18 protein-coding genes (1 of these 18 only partly in view) are annotated in these 16,143 nt (G+C 71.8%); 9 read left to right on the forward strand and 9 right to left on the reverse strand.

From position 1 onward, the window contains the following. Positions 1 to 188: 188 nt before the first annotated feature. The 4 genes from gyrA to DK427_RS25485 all read right to left on the reverse strand — a co-directional run bounded on the left by gyrA (position 189) and on the right by DK427_RS25485 (position 4,538). Positions 189 to 2,909, reverse strand: coding sequence for a DNA gyrase subunit A (gene gyrA, locus DK427_RS25470; protein WP_109953823.1), 2,721 nt, complete (start codon positions 2,907 to 2,909; stop codon positions 189 to 191). Between the two features lie 133 nt (positions 2,910 to 3,042). Next, complete coding sequence (locus tag DK427_RS25475) at positions 3,043 to 3,339, reverse strand: hypothetical protein (RefSeq protein ID WP_109953824.1); 297 nt, start codon at positions 3,337 to 3,339, stop codon at positions 3,043 to 3,045. Between the two features lie 43 nt (positions 3,340 to 3,382). Beyond that, on the reverse strand, positions 3,383 to 4,054 hold the full coding sequence (locus tag DK427_RS25480) for a trna delta -isopentenylpyrophosphate transferase (RefSeq protein WP_109953825.1): 672 nt from the start codon (positions 4,052 to 4,054) through the stop codon (positions 3,383 to 3,385). 178 nt (positions 4,055 to 4,232) lie between these two features. Continuing rightward, on the reverse strand, positions 4,233 to 4,538 hold the full coding sequence (locus DK427_RS25485) for a hypothetical protein (protein WP_245930719.1): 306 nt from the start codon (positions 4,536 to 4,538) through the stop codon (positions 4,233 to 4,235). Positions 4,539 to 4,786: 248 nt separating this feature from the next. Here DK427_RS25485 and DK427_RS25490 point away from each other — a divergent pair, with 248 nt between their 5' ends. The 6 genes from DK427_RS25490 (at position 4,787) to DK427_RS25515 (ending at position 9,444) form a co-directional block, all read left to right on the forward strand. Next, the gene (locus DK427_RS25490; protein ID WP_109953826.1) at positions 4,787 to 5,404 is read left to right on the forward strand and encodes a hypothetical protein; all 618 of its coding nucleotides are present in this window, start codon (positions 4,787 to 4,789) and stop codon (positions 5,402 to 5,404) included. After that, positions 5,391 to 5,753, forward strand: coding sequence for a transcriptional regulator (locus DK427_RS25495; protein WP_109953827.1), 363 nt, complete (start codon positions 5,391 to 5,393; stop codon positions 5,751 to 5,753). The genes DK427_RS25490 and DK427_RS25495 overlap by 14 nt, the downstream gene beginning before the upstream one ends. 48 nt (positions 5,754 to 5,801) lie before the next feature. Next, on the forward strand, positions 5,802 to 6,527 hold the full coding sequence (locus tag DK427_RS25500; RefSeq protein WP_109953828.1) for a di-trans,poly-cis-decaprenylcistransferase: 726 nt from the start codon (positions 5,802 to 5,804) through the stop codon (positions 6,525 to 6,527). Positions 6,528 to 6,606: 79 nt separating this feature from the next. After that, positions 6,607 to 7,131: an ankyrin repeat domain-containing protein gene (locus DK427_RS25505; protein WP_109953829.1), complete on the forward strand. Its 525-nt coding sequence runs from the start codon at positions 6,607 to 6,609 to the stop codon at positions 7,129 to 7,131. Between the two features lie 82 nt (positions 7,132 to 7,213). After that, positions 7,214 to 8,977: a pyrroloquinoline quinone-dependent dehydrogenase gene (locus tag DK427_RS25510; protein ID WP_109953830.1), complete on the forward strand. Its 1,764-nt coding sequence runs from the start codon at positions 7,214 to 7,216 to the stop codon at positions 8,975 to 8,977. Between the two features lie 20 nt (positions 8,978 to 8,997). Next, complete coding sequence (locus tag DK427_RS25515; RefSeq protein WP_109953831.1) at positions 8,998 to 9,444, forward strand: acyl-CoA thioesterase; 447 nt, start codon at positions 8,998 to 9,000, stop codon at positions 9,442 to 9,444. 13 nt (positions 9,445 to 9,457) lie between these two features. Here the strand turns inward: DK427_RS25515 and DK427_RS25520 are convergent, their stop codons facing one another. Genes DK427_RS25520 through DK427_RS25530 form a run of 3 tightly spaced genes read right to left on the reverse strand, consistent with a single transcriptional unit; the run spans position 9,458 to position 12,504 of the window. Then, complete coding sequence (locus tag DK427_RS25520; protein WP_109953832.1) at positions 9,458 to 9,646, reverse strand: DUF1192 domain-containing protein; 189 nt, start codon at positions 9,644 to 9,646, stop codon at positions 9,458 to 9,460. Positions 9,647 to 9,671: 25 nt separating this feature from the next. Beyond that, entirely contained in the window at positions 9,672 to 10,886 is a 1,215-nt protein-coding gene (locus DK427_RS25525; RefSeq protein ID WP_109953833.1) for a phosphopentomutase, read from the reverse strand. A gap of 1 nt (position 10,887) precedes the next feature. Further along, positions 10,888 to 12,504, reverse strand: coding sequence for an ABC transporter ATP-binding protein (locus DK427_RS25530; protein ID WP_109953834.1), 1,617 nt, complete (start codon positions 12,502 to 12,504; stop codon positions 10,888 to 10,890). A 171-nt stretch (positions 12,505 to 12,675) separates the two neighbouring features. On the opposite strand from DK427_RS25530, the gene DK427_RS25535 reads away from it, so the two are divergent. Further along, positions 12,676 to 13,614, forward strand: coding sequence for a lytic transglycosylase domain-containing protein (locus DK427_RS25535; protein WP_425452512.1), 939 nt, complete (start codon positions 12,676 to 12,678; stop codon positions 13,612 to 13,614). 124 nt (positions 13,615 to 13,738) lie between these two features. After that, positions 13,739 to 14,644 carry an alpha/beta hydrolase gene (locus DK427_RS25540; protein WP_109953835.1) on the forward strand — a complete coding sequence of 302 codons (906 nt, stop codon included), beginning with the start codon at positions 13,739 to 13,741 and terminating at the stop codon, positions 14,642 to 14,644. 47 nt (positions 14,645 to 14,691) lie between these two features. On the opposite strand, the gene DK427_RS25545 is transcribed toward DK427_RS25540, so the two are convergent. Both DK427_RS25545 and DK427_RS25550 read right to left on the reverse strand, forming a co-directional pair. Then, positions 14,692 to 15,081, reverse strand: coding sequence for a thioredoxin family protein (locus DK427_RS25545; protein ID WP_109953836.1), 390 nt, complete (start codon positions 15,079 to 15,081; stop codon positions 14,692 to 14,694). 123 nt (positions 15,082 to 15,204) lie between these two features. Continuing rightward, positions 15,205 to 15,507, reverse strand: a complete 303-nt coding sequence (locus DK427_RS25550) for a hypothetical protein (protein WP_109953837.1) — start codon at positions 15,505 to 15,507, stop codon at positions 15,205 to 15,207. A 206-nt stretch (positions 15,508 to 15,713) separates the two neighbouring features. Between DK427_RS25550 and DK427_RS25555 the strand changes: the two genes are divergently transcribed. Beyond that, positions 15,714 to 16,143: the 5' portion of a TetR/AcrR family transcriptional regulator gene (locus tag DK427_RS25555; protein WP_109953838.1), read on the forward strand. It continues 194 nt past the right edge of the window; only the first 430 of its 624 coding nucleotides appear in the window; it begins with the start codon at positions 15,714 to 15,716; its stop codon lies off the right edge, out of view.

Genomic DNA, 16,143 nt, shown 5'->3' on the forward strand with positions numbered 1-16,143 from the left:
CACCATGACCGGCGGTTCGTTCCGACCGTGGGCCAGGACCAGCCAAAACAGGATGGGCAGGAGAAACATCCCGGGCGGATCGGCGAGACGGGGCGCCCCGAAGCGTACGCCGCGAAGGTTTTCGCGGGGCCGAGAGCCACCCGCCGCGAGCGGCCGCGCCGCCCCGCAGGGTGGCGCGGCCCCGGCCCTCAGGCCTCGTCCTCCTCGGCGCCCTCCTCGCCGACGATGTGCTCGACCGAGACCACGCGCTCGGCCTTGTCGGTGTTGAACACCGTCACGCCCTGCGAGGCGCGGCCGACGATGCGGATGTCGTCCACCGGCACGCGGATGAGCTGGCCGGCATTCGTCACCAGCATGATCTGGTCGGTGCTCTCGACGGGGAAGGAGGCGACCAGCTTGCCGTTGCGGGCGTTGACCCGCATCGCCGTGATGCCCTTTCCGCCGCGGTTCGAGGTCCGGTACTCGAAGGAGGACGAGCGCTTGCCGAAGCCGTTCTCGGAGAGCGTCAGCACGAACTGCTCCGCTCCGCCCATCTCGGAGTAGCGCTCGGTCGAGATCGCGGCGGCGCTCGCCTCCTCGGCCTCGCCGTTGTCTCCGGCATCCTCGCCATCACCGATCACGGCGCGGCGCATCTTCAGGTAGCCGGCGCGCTCCTCGGGGCTCGCCTCGAAGTGGTTGAGGATCGCCATCGAGATCACGCGGTCACCCGAGCCCAGGTTGATGCCGCGCACGCCCGTCGAATCGCGGCCCTTGAACACGCGCACGTCCTCGACGGGGAAGCGGATGCACTGGCCTTCCGCCGTCGTCAGCAGCACGTTCTGGTCCGGCCGGCAGATCTCGACGTGAACGATGTGGTCGCCCGGATCGAGCTTCATCGCGATCTTGCCGTTGCGGTTCACCTGCACGAAGTCCGAGAGCTTGTTGCGCCGGACGTTGCCGGAGGCGGTCGCGAACATCACGTCGAGCGTCTCCCAGGAGGCCTCGTCCTCGGGGAGCGGCATGATCGTTGTGATGCGCTCGCCCTCCTGCTGCAGTTGCAGGATGTTGACGAGCGCCTTGCCGCGGGCGTTCGGGGCGGCGACCGGCAGGCGCCAGACCTTCTCCTTGTAGGCCTGGCCCTGGTCGGAGAAGAACAGCACCGGCGTGTGGGTGTTGGCGACGAACAGCCGGGTGACGAAATCCTCGTCGCGGGTGCTCATCCCCGAGCGGCCCTTGCCGCCGCGGCGCTGCGACCGGTAGGTCGAGAGCGGCACGCGCTTGACGTAGCCGGCGTGGCTGACGGTCACCACCATGTCCTCGCGGGCGATCAGATCCTCGTCCTCGACGTTCGAGTCGAAGTCGACGATCTCGGTCCGGCGCGGCGTGGCGAACTGAGCGCGCACCTCGGCGAGTTCCTGTTTCACGATGCCCTGGATGCGGGCGCGCGAGCGCAGGATGTCGAGGTAGTCGGCGATCTCGTCGGCGAGCGTCTTCAACTCGTCCCCGACCTCGTCGCGGCCGAGCGCGGTGAGCCGCTGCAGGCGCAGATCCAGGATGGCGCGGGCCTGGGTCTCGGAGAGCCGGTAGGTGCCGTCCTCGGAGACGCGGTGGCGCGGGTCGTCCACGAGCGCGATCAGCGGCGCGATGTCGTGGGCCGGCCAGTCGCGGCCCATCAACGCCTCGCGGGCGGCGTTCGGATCCGGCGCGGTGCGGATCAGGCGAATCACCTCGTCGATGTTGGCGACCGCGATGGCGAGGCCGCACAACACGTGGGCGCGCTCTCTAGCCTTGCCGAGCAGGAACTTGGTGCGCCGGGAGACGACCTCCTCGCGGAAATCGTTGAAGGCCTGGAGCAGGTCCTTCAGGTTCATCAGCTCGGGGCGGCCGCCGTTCAGCGCCACCATGTTGCAGCCGAAGGAGGATTGCAGCGGCGTGTAGCGGTAGAGCTGGTTCAGCACGACGTCGGCCATCGCGTCGCGCTTGATCTCGACCACGATCCGCATGCCGGAGCGGTCGGACTCGTCGCGCAGGTCCGAGATGCCCTCGACGCGCTTCTCCTTCACCAGCTCGGCGATCTTCTCGATCAAGGTCGCCTTGTTCACCTGGAACGGGATCTCGGTGAAGATCAGGGCCTCGCGCTCCTTGCGCAGCTCCTCGACGTGGGACTTCGCCCGCATGATGATGGAGCCGCGGCCGGTGTTGTAGGCTTGGCGCGTGCCGGCGCGACCGAGGATCAGGCCGCCGGTCGGGAAGTCGGGACCGGGCACGATCTCGATGAGTTGCTCGATCGTCAGCCCCGGATCGTCGATGAGCGCGACGCAGGCGTCGATCAGCTCGCCGAGATTGTGCGGCGGGATGTTGGTCGCCATGCCGACCGCGATGCCGCCCGCGCCGTTGGCGAGCAGGTTCGGGAAGCGCGCCGGCAGGACGGTCGGCTCTTCGCGCGACTCGTCGTAGTTCGGGCCGAAATCGACGGTGTTCTTGTCGATGTCGGTGAGCAGCGCGGTCGCGGGCTTGGCCAGCCTCGACTCGGTGTAGCGCATGGCCGCCGGCGGATCGCCGTCGACCGAGCCGAAATTGCCCTGCCCGTCGATGAGCATCAGGCGCATGGAGAAGTCCTGCGCCATCCGCACGAGGGCGTCGTAGATCGATTGGTCGCCGTGCGGGTGGTAGAGACCGATCACGTCGCCGACGATGCGCGCCGACTTGACGTATTTGCGCTCCGGCAGGTGCCCCGACTCGAAGGCCGAGTAGAGGATGCGCCGGTGCACGGGCTTGAGCCCGTCGCGCGCGTCGGGGAGCGCGCGGCTCACGATCACGCTCATCGCGTAATCGAGGTAGGAGCGGCGCATCTCGTCGGTGATGGAGACGGGGCGGATGTCGGTGGCGGGCGGCGGCGCGCCGGCCCCCGGATCGTTGGTCTCGGCCAAAGAGCTACCTGTCCAGAACGCGGAGCACGAGGCTCCTCGGGATCGCGTCGCGCCCGCCCGGACGGGGGCGCGGGAAGATCCGTGATATCAAATGGTTAAATAAGGCTCACGGAGCCCCCGCGCAAGCGCGGCTTCAGGCGGCGAGCGGCATCGCCGCCCCACTCGAACTCCCTCTGATCCCGAGGAAATCCTCGACCGCCGCGAGGTCCGGAAAGCTCATGAACTCGGGCCGCAGCGGCGCCGGCAGCCCCTCGAAGCCGAGGCCCGGGAAAGCATCGGGATTCGGGTAGAGCTGCCAGGGCGCGCCCGCTTCCGCGGGCTGGAACAGCATCGCCACCTTGCGGCGGCCGAGCTTGACCAGCCGGGTCGGGCTGTAGCTCAGGGTCTCGATCGCGTAGCGGTCCTGACGACGGTCGGCGGCGCGGCGCATCGGGTGCTCCTCTTGTGCGAAATCGGGTTTCGGGAAGACGGGATCAGGCGGCGCGGCGGCCCTTGGTGCCGGGCCAGCCCAGCGCCACGAGGCGGGCCTTGGCGTAGTCGCGCACCTCGTCGCGGGTGCCCTGCGGCATGCCGGCGAGGATCTGTTGCGTCTCGCCGGCCAGCATCAGGTCGGTGACGGCGTTGATGGTGTCGGTGGCGTCGATCGCCCGCTTCAGGTCGGCCTCGGCCTCCGTCACCTCGTCGAAGGCAGGGGCCTCGAAATCGTCGCCGACCACCTGCACCTCGGCGAGCCGCCCGCCGCGGAACTCGTCGGCCTCCTCCTCGGAATAGACGAGGCCGTGCAGCTCGATCAGCTTGAGGATGACGCGGTCCTTCCCCCGCTTCTCGGCCATGGCGTAGACGTAGGCGGCCTGCTTGCCCGAGACGCGGTAGTTCACGTTCACCAGCGCCTCGCCGATCGACCACTCGACCCGCTCGGTCCCGGCCTTGGCGCCCGGCAGGCGCCCGGTGACCAGCACAACCGCCTCGTCGCGCTCGGCGCGAATGATCGTCGGCGGGTCGAAGCGGATGCCCGCCTGCGCGGCGATGCGCTCCAATGTCTTGTGGTAGATCACCGCCGTGCCCTGCACCCGCCAGACGTTGCCGGCGAAGGGCTCGCCGTAGCGCACCAGAGTGTCGGCGATCTGCTTGTCGGCGGTTCGCATGGGCTCTCACCTCGGGGCCGGCCACGCCGCGGAAGCGTGGCCATATGTTCCTCTTTTGTTCTCACCGTTATGGGGTGTTATCCACAGGCTTGCAAGGGGCTCCGCGGGCGCGTTGCGAGCGTCTCCGCACGGGTGCGGCGGCCGCAGGACCCCGGCCGCACGCTCGGAGGCCGGCCCGCTAGTTCTGCCCGTCGCGGCCCATGTGCAGTGAGACGCAGGTCCGCACGAGGTCGCCCCGAGTCAGCCCCTTCGTGTCGCCGACATTGGCCGTCTCCTCCAGGCAGCGCATGAAGTAGTGGTTGCTGAGGTCGGGGGAGAGCTGCGTCATCGACTTGCCCATCCGGTTGGTGAAGTCGATCTTCTCCTCCATGCCGGCCCGTGGCCAGAGCGAGGCCTTGTCGTCGAGCTTGAGCCGGGCGGCCGCTTGAGCGGCGACCGGGAGCATCGCGGCCGCGACGAGAACAGAGCGAAACAGGCACTTCATCAGTCGTCCTCCAATCTTCTTATGTTCTTATTCACCATTTTCGCACGTCGGCGGCGCGTGAATACATAGCCTCGCCGACGCCGCGGTAAATATGGACGCGAGCACGGGCGGGGTCCGCGCCGGGCGGCGTAACCCGGAAGAGGGCTTCATCCCGCAACCCGTCCGGGCGTATGCGGGCATACACTTGCCAGCGCGCGGCCAGCGACATACTTTGCGATGCAAAGCAGGCCGCACCGGGGGTATGGCTCATGCGCGACCTCGACAGGGCTCTGGCGGACATCGTGGCGATCCGCAGCCAGCTCGCGCGCGAGGAGGCCTTCCGCGGCCTCGGCGCCGCGACCGTGGCGGCGACAGGGTTCGTCGCCCTGCTGGTGGCGGGCGCCCAGGCTCTCTGGCTCGGCGATCCGGATGCCCGGCCTCTGATGTTCTTCACCATCTGGGTCGGCGCGGCGCTCGTCGCCTTCGCGCTCGTCGGCATCGAGACGGTGCGGCGCTCGCGCCGGATCCATTCGGGTCTCGCCGACGCGATGATCTGGAACGCCATCGAGGTGTTCCTGCCGACTGCCGGTGCCGGCGCCTGCCTGGGCTTGGTGATCGGGCGCTTCGCGCCGGAGGCGGCCTGGATGCTGCCGGGCCTCTGGCAGGTGCTCACGGGGCTCGGCCTGTTCGCCTCCGCCCGGATCCTGCCGCGCAGCGTGCAGAGCGTGGCGGCGTGGTACCTGCTCGCCGGCCTCGGCGGGCTCGCGCTCGCCAGCACCAGCCACGCCCTCTCCCCCTGGCTGATGGGCCTGCCCTACCTCGTGGGCCAGGGCTGGCTCGCCGTGATCCTCCATCGGGCGACGCGGGGCGACGATGCCGCTCTCTGACGACGAGGACGGCCGGTTCTCCTACGAGGGCCTCGACCGGACGATCCACGAGAAGGCGCGGCTCGGCGTGCTGACCTCGCTGGTGGGGCATCCGAAGGGCCTGCCCTTCCCGGACCTGAAGCGGCTCTGCAACCTGACCGACGGCAATCTCAGCCGCCACCTCGCGGTGCTGCAGGAAGCCGGGCTGGTGAGCCTGGAGAAGGGCCACGCCCACAACCGGCCGCAGACGCTCTGCCGGCTGACGCCGGCCGGGCGCGCGCGCTTCCTCGAATACCTCGCGGTGCTGGAACAGGTGGTGCGCGACGCGGCCGAGGCCGCGGGGCCGGCCCCCGATCTCAGGACCGCCTGAACCCAAGACCGAACCCGCCGCCCCCTCACGACCGGAGAGACCCCGACGATGCCCAGCCCGGCCGAACCGCGACCTGGCCTGCACGCGGCGATCATCATGGACGGCAACGGGCGCTGGGCGACGGCGCGCGGCCTGCCGCGCTTCGCCGGCCATCGCCGCGGCGTCGAGGCGATCCGGGCGACGGCGGAAGCCTGTCCCGATCTCGGCATCGGCACGCTCACCCTCTACGCCTTCTCCAGCGACAACTGGCAGCGCCCGGCCGACGAGGTCGGCGCGCTCATGCGCCTGCTGCGCTCCTACCTGCGCAACGAGACCGCGCACCTTGCCCGCACCGGCACGCGGCTCAGCGTGATCGGCCGGCGCGACCGGCTGCCCGGGGGCATCCCGGAGGCGATCGCGGCGGCCGAGGCGGCAACCGCCGCCGGCACGCGGCTGCACCTGCGCATCGCGGTCGACTACTCGGCCCGCGACGCGATCATCGCGGCCGCCGCAAGGCTCGCCGACCCGGAGACCTCCCGGGAGGCGTTCGGGCGCTTGGTCGCGGGCGAGATGCACGGCTCGCCGGTCGAAGTGGACCTGCTGATCCGCACCGGCGGCGAGAAGCGGCTCTCGGACTTCCTGCTCTGGGAGGCGGCTTACGCGGAGCTGCACTTCACCGATCGGATGTGGCCGGATTTCGGAGGGGCCGACCTCGCCGAGGCGATCGCCGAGTTCGCCCGGCGCGACCGCCGCTACGGCGGCCTGAATCCGCCGAAGGTGGCGACCGCGGCCTGAGGCGGGGCGGAAACGCCTGGACAGCGGACGGGTCGGACGCCAGATCCGCGGGCATCCGATCAGACCCGCGAGGGCCCCGATGTCCGCCGACCAGCCGCCGCCCCCCCTCGACGACGCCACGCTCGCCTTCGCGGGACGCGTTTTCCAGTACGCCCGCATGGGCCACGCCGCGGAGCTAGCCGAGCTGTTCGGCCAGGGCCTTCCGGCGAACCTGCGCAACGACAAGGGCGACAGCCTCCTGATGCTCGCCGCCTATAACGGGCAGCCCGAGACCGTACGGGTGATCCTGGAGGCCGGCGGCGACCCGGAACTCGCCAACGATCGCGGCCAGACCCCGCTCGCGGGAGCCGCCTTCAAAGGCGAGATCGAGATCGCCCGGATGCTGCTCGACCACGGCGCGCAGGTGGACGGCACCGGCGACGGCAGCCGCACCGCGCTGATGACCGCCGCGATGTTCGACCGCACCGAGATCATCGAGCTGCTGCTCGCCCGTGGCGCCGACCCGCAGCGCCGCGACGCGGGCGGCCAGACCGCCGCCGAGATGGCCCAGGCGATGGGCGCGCAGAACGCACCGGGGCTGCTTGCGAAGGCGCCGCGCAAATAGGACGCCTCGCTCCCCCTCCCCCGCAGAAGGGAAGGGCGTGCGGCGGCCGGCTCGATCCAACGACAAGACATCAGGAGGACCCATGCTGTCGCGACTGACCGCGCTCGGCCTCATCGCCCTCGGCGCCCTCCCCGCCCGCGCGGCCGACGCGGACTGGCCGGCCTTCGGGCGGGACGCGACCAACCGGAACTTCTCACCCCTCGGCCTGATCGATCGCGGCAACGTCGCCCGGCTGCGCCCGGCCTGGCTCTTCCAGACCGGGGTGACCGGCTACTTCCAGGCCCAGCCGGTGATGGTCGACGGCGCCCTCTACGTCTCGACCACCGGCAACAACGTCGCGGCGCTCGACGCGCGGACGGGCCGCGTCCTCTGGACCTACACGCACAGGGCGCGCACCGAGAAGATCTTCGGGCCGCCCTCGAACCGCGGCGTCGCGGTCGGCCACGGGCTCGTCTACCAGGCCACCATGGATGGCCGGGTGATCGCGCTGGACCAGAAGACCGGCGCTCTGGTCTGGGATCACGAGGCGGTGCGACCCGAGGAGGGCGAGACCGAGACCGCGTCGGGCCTCGCCGAGACGCTGGGCGGCAAGCCGGTGCAGGGGTCGAGCCGGCTCGGCTTCAAGATGCCGCCGCTGGTGGCCGAGGGGCTGGTGATCGTGGGCGTCACGGGCGCGGGCTACGGCCTGCACGTCGAGGACGAGCGCGGCGGGCTCGACGGCGGCGCGGTCGTCGGCATCGAGGGCGGGTACGGGCGGCGCGGCTGGCTCGCGGCCTACGACGCCAGGACCGGCGCCGAGCGCTGGCGCTGGTACGTCACGAAGGAGGATGGCTGGGAAGGCGATTTCGTCGAGAGGACCGCCGACGGCGAGCCGCTCCACCGCGACATCGCCGCCGAGCGGGCGGCGGCGCCCTCCCACCGGGAGGCGTGGCGGGTCGGGGGCGGGTCGCTCTGGATGACACCGGCCTACGACGCGGATCTCGGCCTGATCTATCTGGGCACCGGCAACCCGGCCCCGCAGAATTTCGGCCTCTCGCGGCCGGGCGACAACCTCTACACGATGAGCCTCGTGGCCCTCGACATCCGTACCGGCACCTTGCGCTGGCACTACCAGCAGGTGCCGCACGAGCAGTGGGGCTACGACGTGGCGAGCCCGCCGGTGCTGCTCGACTGGCGCGGGGCGGACGGAACGACCGTGAAGGCGGTGGCCTCGGCGAGCAAGACCGGCTGGGTCTACGTCCACGACCGGGCGAGCGGCGCGCTGCTGCAGCGCTCCGAGCCGCTGATCGCCCAGAAGAACCTCTACCGCCCGCCGAGCCCGGAAGGCACCGTGGTCAGCCCCGGCCCGCTCGGGGCCGTCTCCTGGCCGCCGACCGCCTACGATCCGGGCTCCGGCCGGGCCTACATCCAGGTCCGGCACGGGGCCGCGACCTACACCGTGAAGACGGTGCCGGGCGGCCCCGGCCGGCCGGAGATCCGCTACACCGAGACGAGTGAGGCCAGGGCCGAGCCGAGCTTCAGCACGCTGAGCGCCCTCGATCTGGCGGGCAGTGGGCGCATCCTCTGGTCGGTCCGGGCGGGCAGCCGCCTGTCGGGCGGCACGCTCGCGACCGCGGGCGGCCTCGTCTTCTCGGGCGAGGAGGACGGTCACCTCGACGCGCACGACGCCGAGACCGGCAGGATCCTCTGGCGCTTCCAGTGCGGAGCCGGGATCAGCGGGCCGGCGGTGACCTACGCGCTCGACGGACGGCAATACGTGGCGGTGGCGGCGGGCGGCGCCTCCTTCACCAAGGCGTCGGGCTTCGGCACGGGGGATGCACTTCTGGTCTTCGCGCTGCCCGAGTAAGGGGAGCCCGGGAGACAAGCATGAGCACAGACAGGGTGGCGGACGCCGTATCGGCCGAGGCCGTCCAGCCGCGGGACCGCGGCGCGCCGGTGATCCGCACCATCGCGATGCCGGCCGACACCAATCCGGCGGGCGACATCTTCGGCGGCTGGCTGATGGCGCAGATGGATCTGGCCGCCGGCAACGTCGCGGCGCGGCGGGCGCGGGGCCGCTGCGCCACGATCTCGGTCGAGGCGATGACCTTCCACAGCCCCGTCTTCGTCGGCGACGAGGTCAGCCTCTACGCGCGCATCCTCAAGGTCGGCCGCACGTCGATCCGCATCCATGTCGAGGTCTGGCGGCGCGAGCGCGAGAGCGAGGCGACCCGGAAGGTGACGGAGGGGACCTTCACCTTCGTGGCGATCGGGCCCGACCGCCTTCCGCGGCCGGTGCCGCCGGAAGACGTGTCGCCCGCGGATGCTGCGTGAGCGGGGCTGCGCTTCAGCGCTTGAAGAACGCGTCCGCCGCGCCGCGGGCGCTCTCCTTGGCGGTGCGCGCCGCCTCCAGGCGCGCGATCTCCTGCCGCAGGAGATCGATCCGCTCGGAGAGGTCCTCGACCGAGAGCGCGTCGAGCGCCTGACCGATCTCGTGGGCGGGCGCTCGGCGCACCCTGTCCTCGTCCTCCCGCACGCCGTCCTCCCTCGCACTGAAAGCGTCACCACCACGCGCGGCCGGCCGCGAGGTCGGGCAGGCCGAGATGCCGCGCGACCGTGGCGCCGATATCGGAAAAGCTCGCCCGTCGCCCCACCGGACCCGCCGGGATACCTGGGCCGAAAGCCAGCACCGGCACCTGCTCGCGGGTGTGGTCGGTGCCGGTCCAGGTCGGATCGTTGCCGTGGTCGGCGGTGATCACGCAGAGGTCGCCCGGCCGCAGGAGCGCGTCGATCTCCGGCACGCGCCTGTCGAAATCCTCGAGCGCGGCGGCGTAGCCCGGCAGGTCGCGCGGATGGCCGTACTCGGTGTCGAAATCCACGAGGTTCAAGAAGACGAGGCCGCCCTCGGGCAGATCGCGGAAGGCCGCGAGCGCCGCGTCCAGGCAGGCGCGGTTGCCGGCGGGCTTCACCTCGCGGCCCGTCGCGCGGTGGGCGAAGATGTCGCCGATCTTGCCGACGCTGACCACGGCGCGCCCGGCCGCGCGGTCGAGCAACGTCTCGCCGGGCGGCGCGACGGCGAAATCCCGGCGGTTGGCGGTGCGGCGGAAGCCGCTCTCCGGATCGCCCAGGAAGGGCCGAGCGATGACCCGGCCGATCCGGTACTCGTCGCAGAGCGCGCGGGCGGTGCGGCAGAGCGCGTACAGGCGCTCCAGCCCGAAGGCCTCCTCGTGGGCCGCGATCTGGAACACGCTGTCGGCGGAGGTGTAGCAGATGGGTCGGCCCGTCCGCAGGTGCTCGGCCCCCAGCTCGGCGACGATGGCCGCGCCCGCCGCGTGGCAGTCGCCGAGAATGCCGGGAATCCCGCCCCGCTCGGTCAGCGCGCGGATCAGCGCCTCCGGGAAGGCGGGCCGCGTCTCGGGAAAGTGCCCCCAGGGCTCGCGCATCGGCAGGCCGGCGATCTCCCAGTGGCCCGAGGGCGTGTCCTTGCCGGCGGCGGTCTCGACAGCGTGGCCCCAGGCCCCGCGCGCCGGGCCCCCGGTCTCGAGGCCCGGCGGCAGGCGGCCGCTCGCGCCCTCGGCAGCGAGCCCGAGGCCGAGGGCGGCGAGATGCGGCAGGCTCAAGGGTCCGGCGCGCAAGCCCGCGCGGTCGCCCGCGCCCCTGGCGCAGCCCTCCGCGATATGGCCCAGCGTATCGGCGCCGGCATCGCCGTAGGCGGCAGCGTCGGGGGCGCCGCCGATGCCGACGGAATCAAGCACGACAAGGAGCGCGCGAGCCATGTCAGGCCGGCTCCAGTTCGGCGACCGCGTCGCTCTTCAGGTTGAAGGCGGCGGCGAACAGGGTGCGGGTATAGGCCGTCCGGGGTGCGGCGAAGATCGTCTCGGCGGGCCCCTCCTCGACTACCTGACCGTTCTGCATGACGAGGACATGGTTGGCGAGCGCGCGCACCACCTTCAGGTCGTGGCTGATGAACAGGTAGGCGAGGCCGCGCTCCCGCTGGAGATCGCGCAGCAGCTCGACGATCTGAGCCTGCACCGAGCGGTCGAGCGCCGAGGTCGGCTCGTCCAGCACGATGAAGCGGGGCTTCAGCACGATCGCCCGCGCGATGGCGATGCGCTGGCGCTGGCCGCCCGAGAACTCGTGCGGGTAGCGGTCCATCACGGCAGGATCCAGCCCGACATCGTGCAGCGCCCGCGCCACCACGGCCCGGCGCTCCGCGCCCGAGCGGATCTCGCCCTGCACGACCAGACCCTCGGCCACGATGTCGGCCACCGACATCCGCGGGGAGAGCGAGCCGTAGGGATCCTGGAACACCACCTGCATGTCGCGGCGGAGCGGCCGCATCGCCGCCACCGGGAGCCCGTCGATCGGCCGGCCCATGAACACGATCGGCCCCTCCGAGCCGATCAGGCGCAGGAGCGCGAGGCCGAGCGTCGTCTTGCCCGAGCCGGACTCGCCCACGATGCCGACGGTCTCGCCGGCCCGAACCATCACCGAGACGCCGTCCACGGCCTTCACGTAGCCGGTCGTGCGGCGCAGCAGGCCTTCCTTGAGAGGGAACCAGACCTTGAGCGGCCCGGCCTGCAACAGGACGGCTGCGTCGGCCGGCACCGGGTTGGCCCGGCCCCTCGGCTCGGAGGCGATGAGCCGGCGGGTGTACGCGTGCTGCGGCGCCCCGAACACCTCCCCGGTCGGGCCCGCCTCGACGATCCGGCCCTTGAACATCACGCAGACCCGCGCGGCGATCCGCTCGACGATGCCGAGATCGTGGGTGATGAACAGCATCGCCATCCCGAGCCGTTTCTGCAGGTCGGCCAGCAGCGCGAGGATCTGGGCCTGCACGGTGACGTCGAGCGCCGTCGTCGGCTCGTCGGCGACCAGGAGGTCCGGTTCGCAGGCCAGCGCCATGGCGATCATCACCCGCTGACGCTGGCCGCCGGAGAGCTCGTGCGGGTAGGCGCCCATGCGGCGCTCGGCGTCGCGCAGGCCCACGAGGTCGAGCAGTTCGAGGATGCGGGCGCGGGCCCTCCGCCCCCTCAGGCCGCGATGGAGTGCCAGCACCTCGCCGATCTGCCGCTCGATGGTGTGGAGCGGGTTGAGCGAGGTCATCGGCTCCTGGAAAACCATGGTGATGTCGGCGCCGCGCACCGCGCGCATCCGGCGCTCCGGCAGCGCCAGCAGGTCCTGGCCCTTGAAGCGGATCGTCCCCGAGAGCTCGGCCGCGCCGTCGACGAGGCGCAGGATCGAGAGCGCGGTGACCGACTTGCCGGAGCCCGACTCGCCCACCAGCGCCACGGTCTCGCCCGGCGCGATGGTGAAGCCGACGCGGTCGACCGCCCGGGTGCCGCCGGGGAACGTGACCGAGAGATCCTCGACGGAGAGCAAGGGGTCCGGCATCGCGCCTGCGTGTTCGCGGCGCGGCGGGGAGCGCCGCGCGTCGGCGGATTATAGCGCGGCGGGTCCGGGAGGGCGAACGCGCGCCCTGACCAGCCGCGCTCCTCCCACCTATGCGGGAGAGGAACCGCGCGGTGCATTGATCGCGCCGGGATCGGCGCTAGAACCCGCCATGTGACATCCTTCCCGCACTGGATCCTGGCCGCGCTCGCCGCGCTCCTGCTCGCGGGCGCGGCACGCGCCGCCCCGTCCGCCGCGCCCTCCGAGGGGGCGACCGAGACCGTCGAGCAGGCGCTCTGCCGGCTCATCGAGGGCTCGGCCAGGGCCCGCGGCCTGCCGGTGCCGTTCCTGACCCGGCTGATCTGGCGCGAGAGCAGCTTCAAGGTGGGCGTGGTGAGCCCGGCCGGCGCGCAAGGGGTGGCGCAGTTCATGCCGGGCACGGCGCGCGAGCGCGGGCTCACCGACCCGTTCGATCCCGAGCAGGCGATCCCGCACGCGGCGCACCTGCTCGCCGACCTCAAGCGCCAGTTCGGCAATCTCGGCCTCGCGGCGGCGGCCTATAACGGCGGCGCCCAGCGGGTGACGAACTGGCTCGCGGGCACGGGCGGCCTGCCGGCTGAGACCCGGGCCTACGTGCTGTGGATCACCGGCAGCCCGGCGGAGGATTTTCGGACCGGCGCGGGCCAGGGGGCCATCGAGTTCCCCGAGGGGACGCCCGGGAAGAAGGACGCCAAGGACGCCAAAGAGGCCAAGCCCGAACCCGTGATCGAGACGCAGCAGACCTGCCTGCAGACGACGGCGGCGCTGCGGATCCCGTCCCGCGGCGACCGCTTCGCCACGGGCCCGAGCGAGGGGCCGGTCGCGCCCTGGGGCATCCAACTCGCTGGCAACTTCTCGAAGTCGCTGGCACTGGCGAGCTTCTCGCGGGCGCGCTCGGCCTACGCCAAGGTGATCGGCGACGTGCGCCCGATGATCATCGGCACGCGCTTCCGCAACCGCGGCACCCGCGCCTTCTACCGGGTCCGCATTCCGGCCGAGAGCCGGCAGGCGGCGGACGGGCTCTGCGCGAAGATCCGCTCCGTCGGCGGTGCCTGCCTCGTTCTGAAGACCTGAGCCGGGGGACCGGACGCGACACGGGACGCGGCGTCGGACCGTCTGTCCGCCAGGGCCGCGATCCGGCCATGAAACCGCCCGCTGCCGCGGGTCATGAGGGACCAAAGGGGCCATCGATCACCGCATGATTCGCGTTCTCACCGGACTCGTCAGCCTGCTCTGCCTCGCCCTCGGCGCGCTCGGGCTGTCGGCCTGCTCGCCGCTCGCCCTGTTCGACGCGATCGGCCCGCGCGATCCCGGCGGCCGCCAGGCGGCGAAGGACCTGGTCTTCGCGGAGGGGCCGCGCGGCGGCCTCGACGTCTACGTGCCGGTCGATCCCGTCGAGCACGCGCCGGTGCTGGTGTTCTTCTACGGCGGATCCTGGCAGAGCGGGCAGAAGGCCGACTACGCCTTCGTCGGCCAGGCGCTCGCCGCGCAGGGGTTCGTGACGGTGGTGCCCGATTACCGGCTCTACCCGGAGGCCCCCTTCCCAGCCTTCCTGGAAGACGGCGCGCGGGCGGTCGCCTGGGTGCGGGACAACATCGCGGCCTACGGGGGCGATCCGCGCCGCATCGTGCTGGCGGGCCACTCGGCCGGCGCCTACAACGCCGTGATGCTGGCGCTCGACCCACGTTACCTGCGCCGCGCCGGGGTCGATTCCCGCACGATCCGGGCGGTGGCTGGCCTCTCGGGGCCCTACGACTTCCTGCCCTTCGACCACGAGACCGCGATCCGGGTCTTCGGCGCCGCGCCCGACAAGGTGGCGACCCAGCCCGTCACCTTCGCTGGGCCGAACGCCCCCCCGGCCTTCCTGGCGAGCGGCGAGGCCGACACCGTGGTTCGCCCGCGCAACACCCACAGCCTCGCCGACCGGCTGCGCGACGCCCACGTGCCGGTGCAGGAGCGGATCTATCCGGGCCTCGACCACAGCGACACGCTGCTCGCGCTCTCCGTCACCTTCCGGTCGAAGGCGCCGGTGCTGGCCGAGATGGCGGCCTTCCTGAAGGGGCAGGCCGTCGGCCGGCAGCAGGTGACGATCCGGCAGCGCTGACCGAGCGGCCTCCGCCCTCTCGGCGCCCGCGCGCAGCGGACGCTCCGCTACAGCGTCTTCTCCAGCAGCCCCTCGATCCATTCCGCCTGCGTCTCGCCGACGGAGCGGCCCGCCTCGTTCGTGCCCTTGAACGCGATGAGGGTGCTCTGCATCCGCGCGTCGAAGCGGCGCAGCAGATCCTTCTGCGTGTCGAAATCGATGGTGAAGACGCGCAGCGCCCGAAAGCGCGGCTCGGTCGCAAGCTTGGCCAGGATCGGCTTCTGGACCTTGCAGATCGGGCACCAGGGTGCCGCGACCGCCACGAGGATCGGCGCGCCCGCCTGCTGGGCTGCCGCGAAGGCCTCGGCCTCGAAGGGAACGATCTCGCCGGCCCGGGCCGGGATGGCGAGCAGGGGCGCGAGCGCGGTGAGCGCGGCGAGACGGCGTCGGGTCAGCATGGCGTTTCCTCGCGGGCACAGGGCTCTGTCACATGGCCCTATCCGGCTCCCCGTTCGCCGCGCCGCCGCCATCGGTTACGGGCGGCGCGATGTCCCGATCCTGGCGGACACCGCCCGCATGCCTCAAGGCTCGCCCGCCTCCCGCCGCCGTCGCTCCTCGGCCACCAGCGCGGCCCGATCCTCCGCCGTGACCGCCTCCATGACCTGCCGGATGCGCAGGGCCCGCGTCGGCTGGCCCTCGCGCATCACCAGCACGATCGTCTCCAGGTCGGGGCAGCCCGGATCCGCGCAGGCGATCTCGTTGACGGTGAGCGCGTCGCAGGGGCCGAGCGCGAGCGCCTCCCGCAGATCCTGCTTGAGCCGGGCGGCGATCTCGGCCCGCTCCGCCGAGCGGGCGCGCCACGCTTTCAGACTGACGAAGGCCATGCGATCTTTGCCGGCAAGCAACCAACTCCCGCGAGGCACCGGCGCAGGGTGCAACAGTGTTGCAGCAAGTCGGGCCTGACCTGTCAAGTTTCGACCGCCCCGCCCGCGGATCAGCGACAAAAGCCTCGAAACACGCCCTAAACCTGCTAGAGCCTGCCGGGAGCCCGTAGGCGCCCCGCGCGACGGGGCGAGCACAGGAGATCTCGGTGCGACCCTGGCGGGAGGGATCGGGCGACCGGCGCGGCTACCACCACGGCAACCTGAAGGAGGCCCTGATCGAGGCCGCTCGCCGGTTCATCGCCGAGCGGGGCATCGCGGGCTTCACCCTGGTCGATGCGGCGCGCCTCGTCGGCGTGACGCCGGCCGCGCTCTACCGCCATTTTCGCGGGCGCGAGGCGCTGCTGGAGGAACTGGCCGGCCGCGGCTTCGCCGACCTCGCCGAGCGCCTCGCCCGGGCGCTGACCTCGCGCGGCACGGCGCTGGAGCGCTTCACCCGCATGGGCGAGGCCTACCTCGCCTTCGCCGAGGAGGAGCCGGCCTATTACGCGGCGATCTTCGAGACGCGCGGCCTCCATGTCAGCATCGATTCCGAGGCCCGCCCAAGCCCGTTCGACATGCTGGTCGAGGCTTTGCGCT

Origin of the sequence: Methylobacterium radiodurans, from assembly GCF_003173735.1 — a bacterium.
GTDB classification, from domain to species: domain Bacteria; phylum Pseudomonadota; class Alphaproteobacteria; order Rhizobiales; family Beijerinckiaceae; genus Methylobacterium; species Methylobacterium radiodurans.

Coding starts and splice junctions, on each gene's coding strand:
- DK427_RS25525 (WP_109953833.1), bottom strand. CDS start 10,886: ATGGCTCGCGCGCTCCTTGTCGTGCTTGATTCCGTCGGCATCGGCGGC.
- DK427_RS25540 (WP_109953835.1), top strand. CDS start 13,739: ATGATTCGCGTTCTCACCGGACTCGTCAGCCTGCTCTGCCTCGCCCTC.
- DK427_RS25505 (WP_109953829.1), top strand. CDS start 6,607: ATGTCCGCCGACCAGCCGCCGCCCCCCCTCGACGACGCCACGCTCGCC.
- DK427_RS25510 (WP_109953830.1), top strand. CDS start 7,214: ATGCTGTCGCGACTGACCGCGCTCGGCCTCATCGCCCTCGGCGCCCTC.
- DK427_RS25495 (WP_109953827.1), top strand. CDS start 5,391: ATGCCGCTCTCTGACGACGAGGACGGCCGGTTCTCCTACGAGGGCCTC.
- DK427_RS25530 (WP_109953834.1), bottom strand. CDS start 12,504: ATGCCGGACCCCTTGCTCTCCGTCGAGGATCTCTCGGTCACGTTCCCC.
- DK427_RS25480 (WP_109953825.1), bottom strand. CDS start 4,054: ATGCGAACCGCCGACAAGCAGATCGCCGACACTCTGGTGCGCTACGGC.
- DK427_RS25500 (WP_109953828.1), top strand. CDS start 5,802: ATGCCCAGCCCGGCCGAACCGCGACCTGGCCTGCACGCGGCGATCATC.
- DK427_RS25475 (WP_109953824.1), bottom strand. CDS start 3,339: ATGCGCCGCGCCGCCGACCGTCGTCAGGACCGCTACGCGATCGAGACC.
- DK427_RS25550 (WP_109953837.1), bottom strand. CDS start 15,507: ATGGCCTTCGTCAGTCTGAAAGCGTGGCGCGCCCGCTCGGCGGAGCGG.
- DK427_RS25490 (WP_109953826.1), top strand. CDS start 4,787: ATGCGCGACCTCGACAGGGCTCTGGCGGACATCGTGGCGATCCGCAGC.
- DK427_RS25485 (WP_245930719.1), bottom strand. CDS start 4,538: ATGAAGTGCCTGTTTCGCTCTGTTCTCGTCGCGGCCGCGATGCTCCCG.
- DK427_RS25515 (WP_109953831.1), top strand. CDS start 8,998: ATGAGCACAGACAGGGTGGCGGACGCCGTATCGGCCGAGGCCGTCCAG.
- DK427_RS25545 (WP_109953836.1), bottom strand. CDS start 15,081: ATGCTGACCCGACGCCGTCTCGCCGCGCTCACCGCGCTCGCGCCCCTG.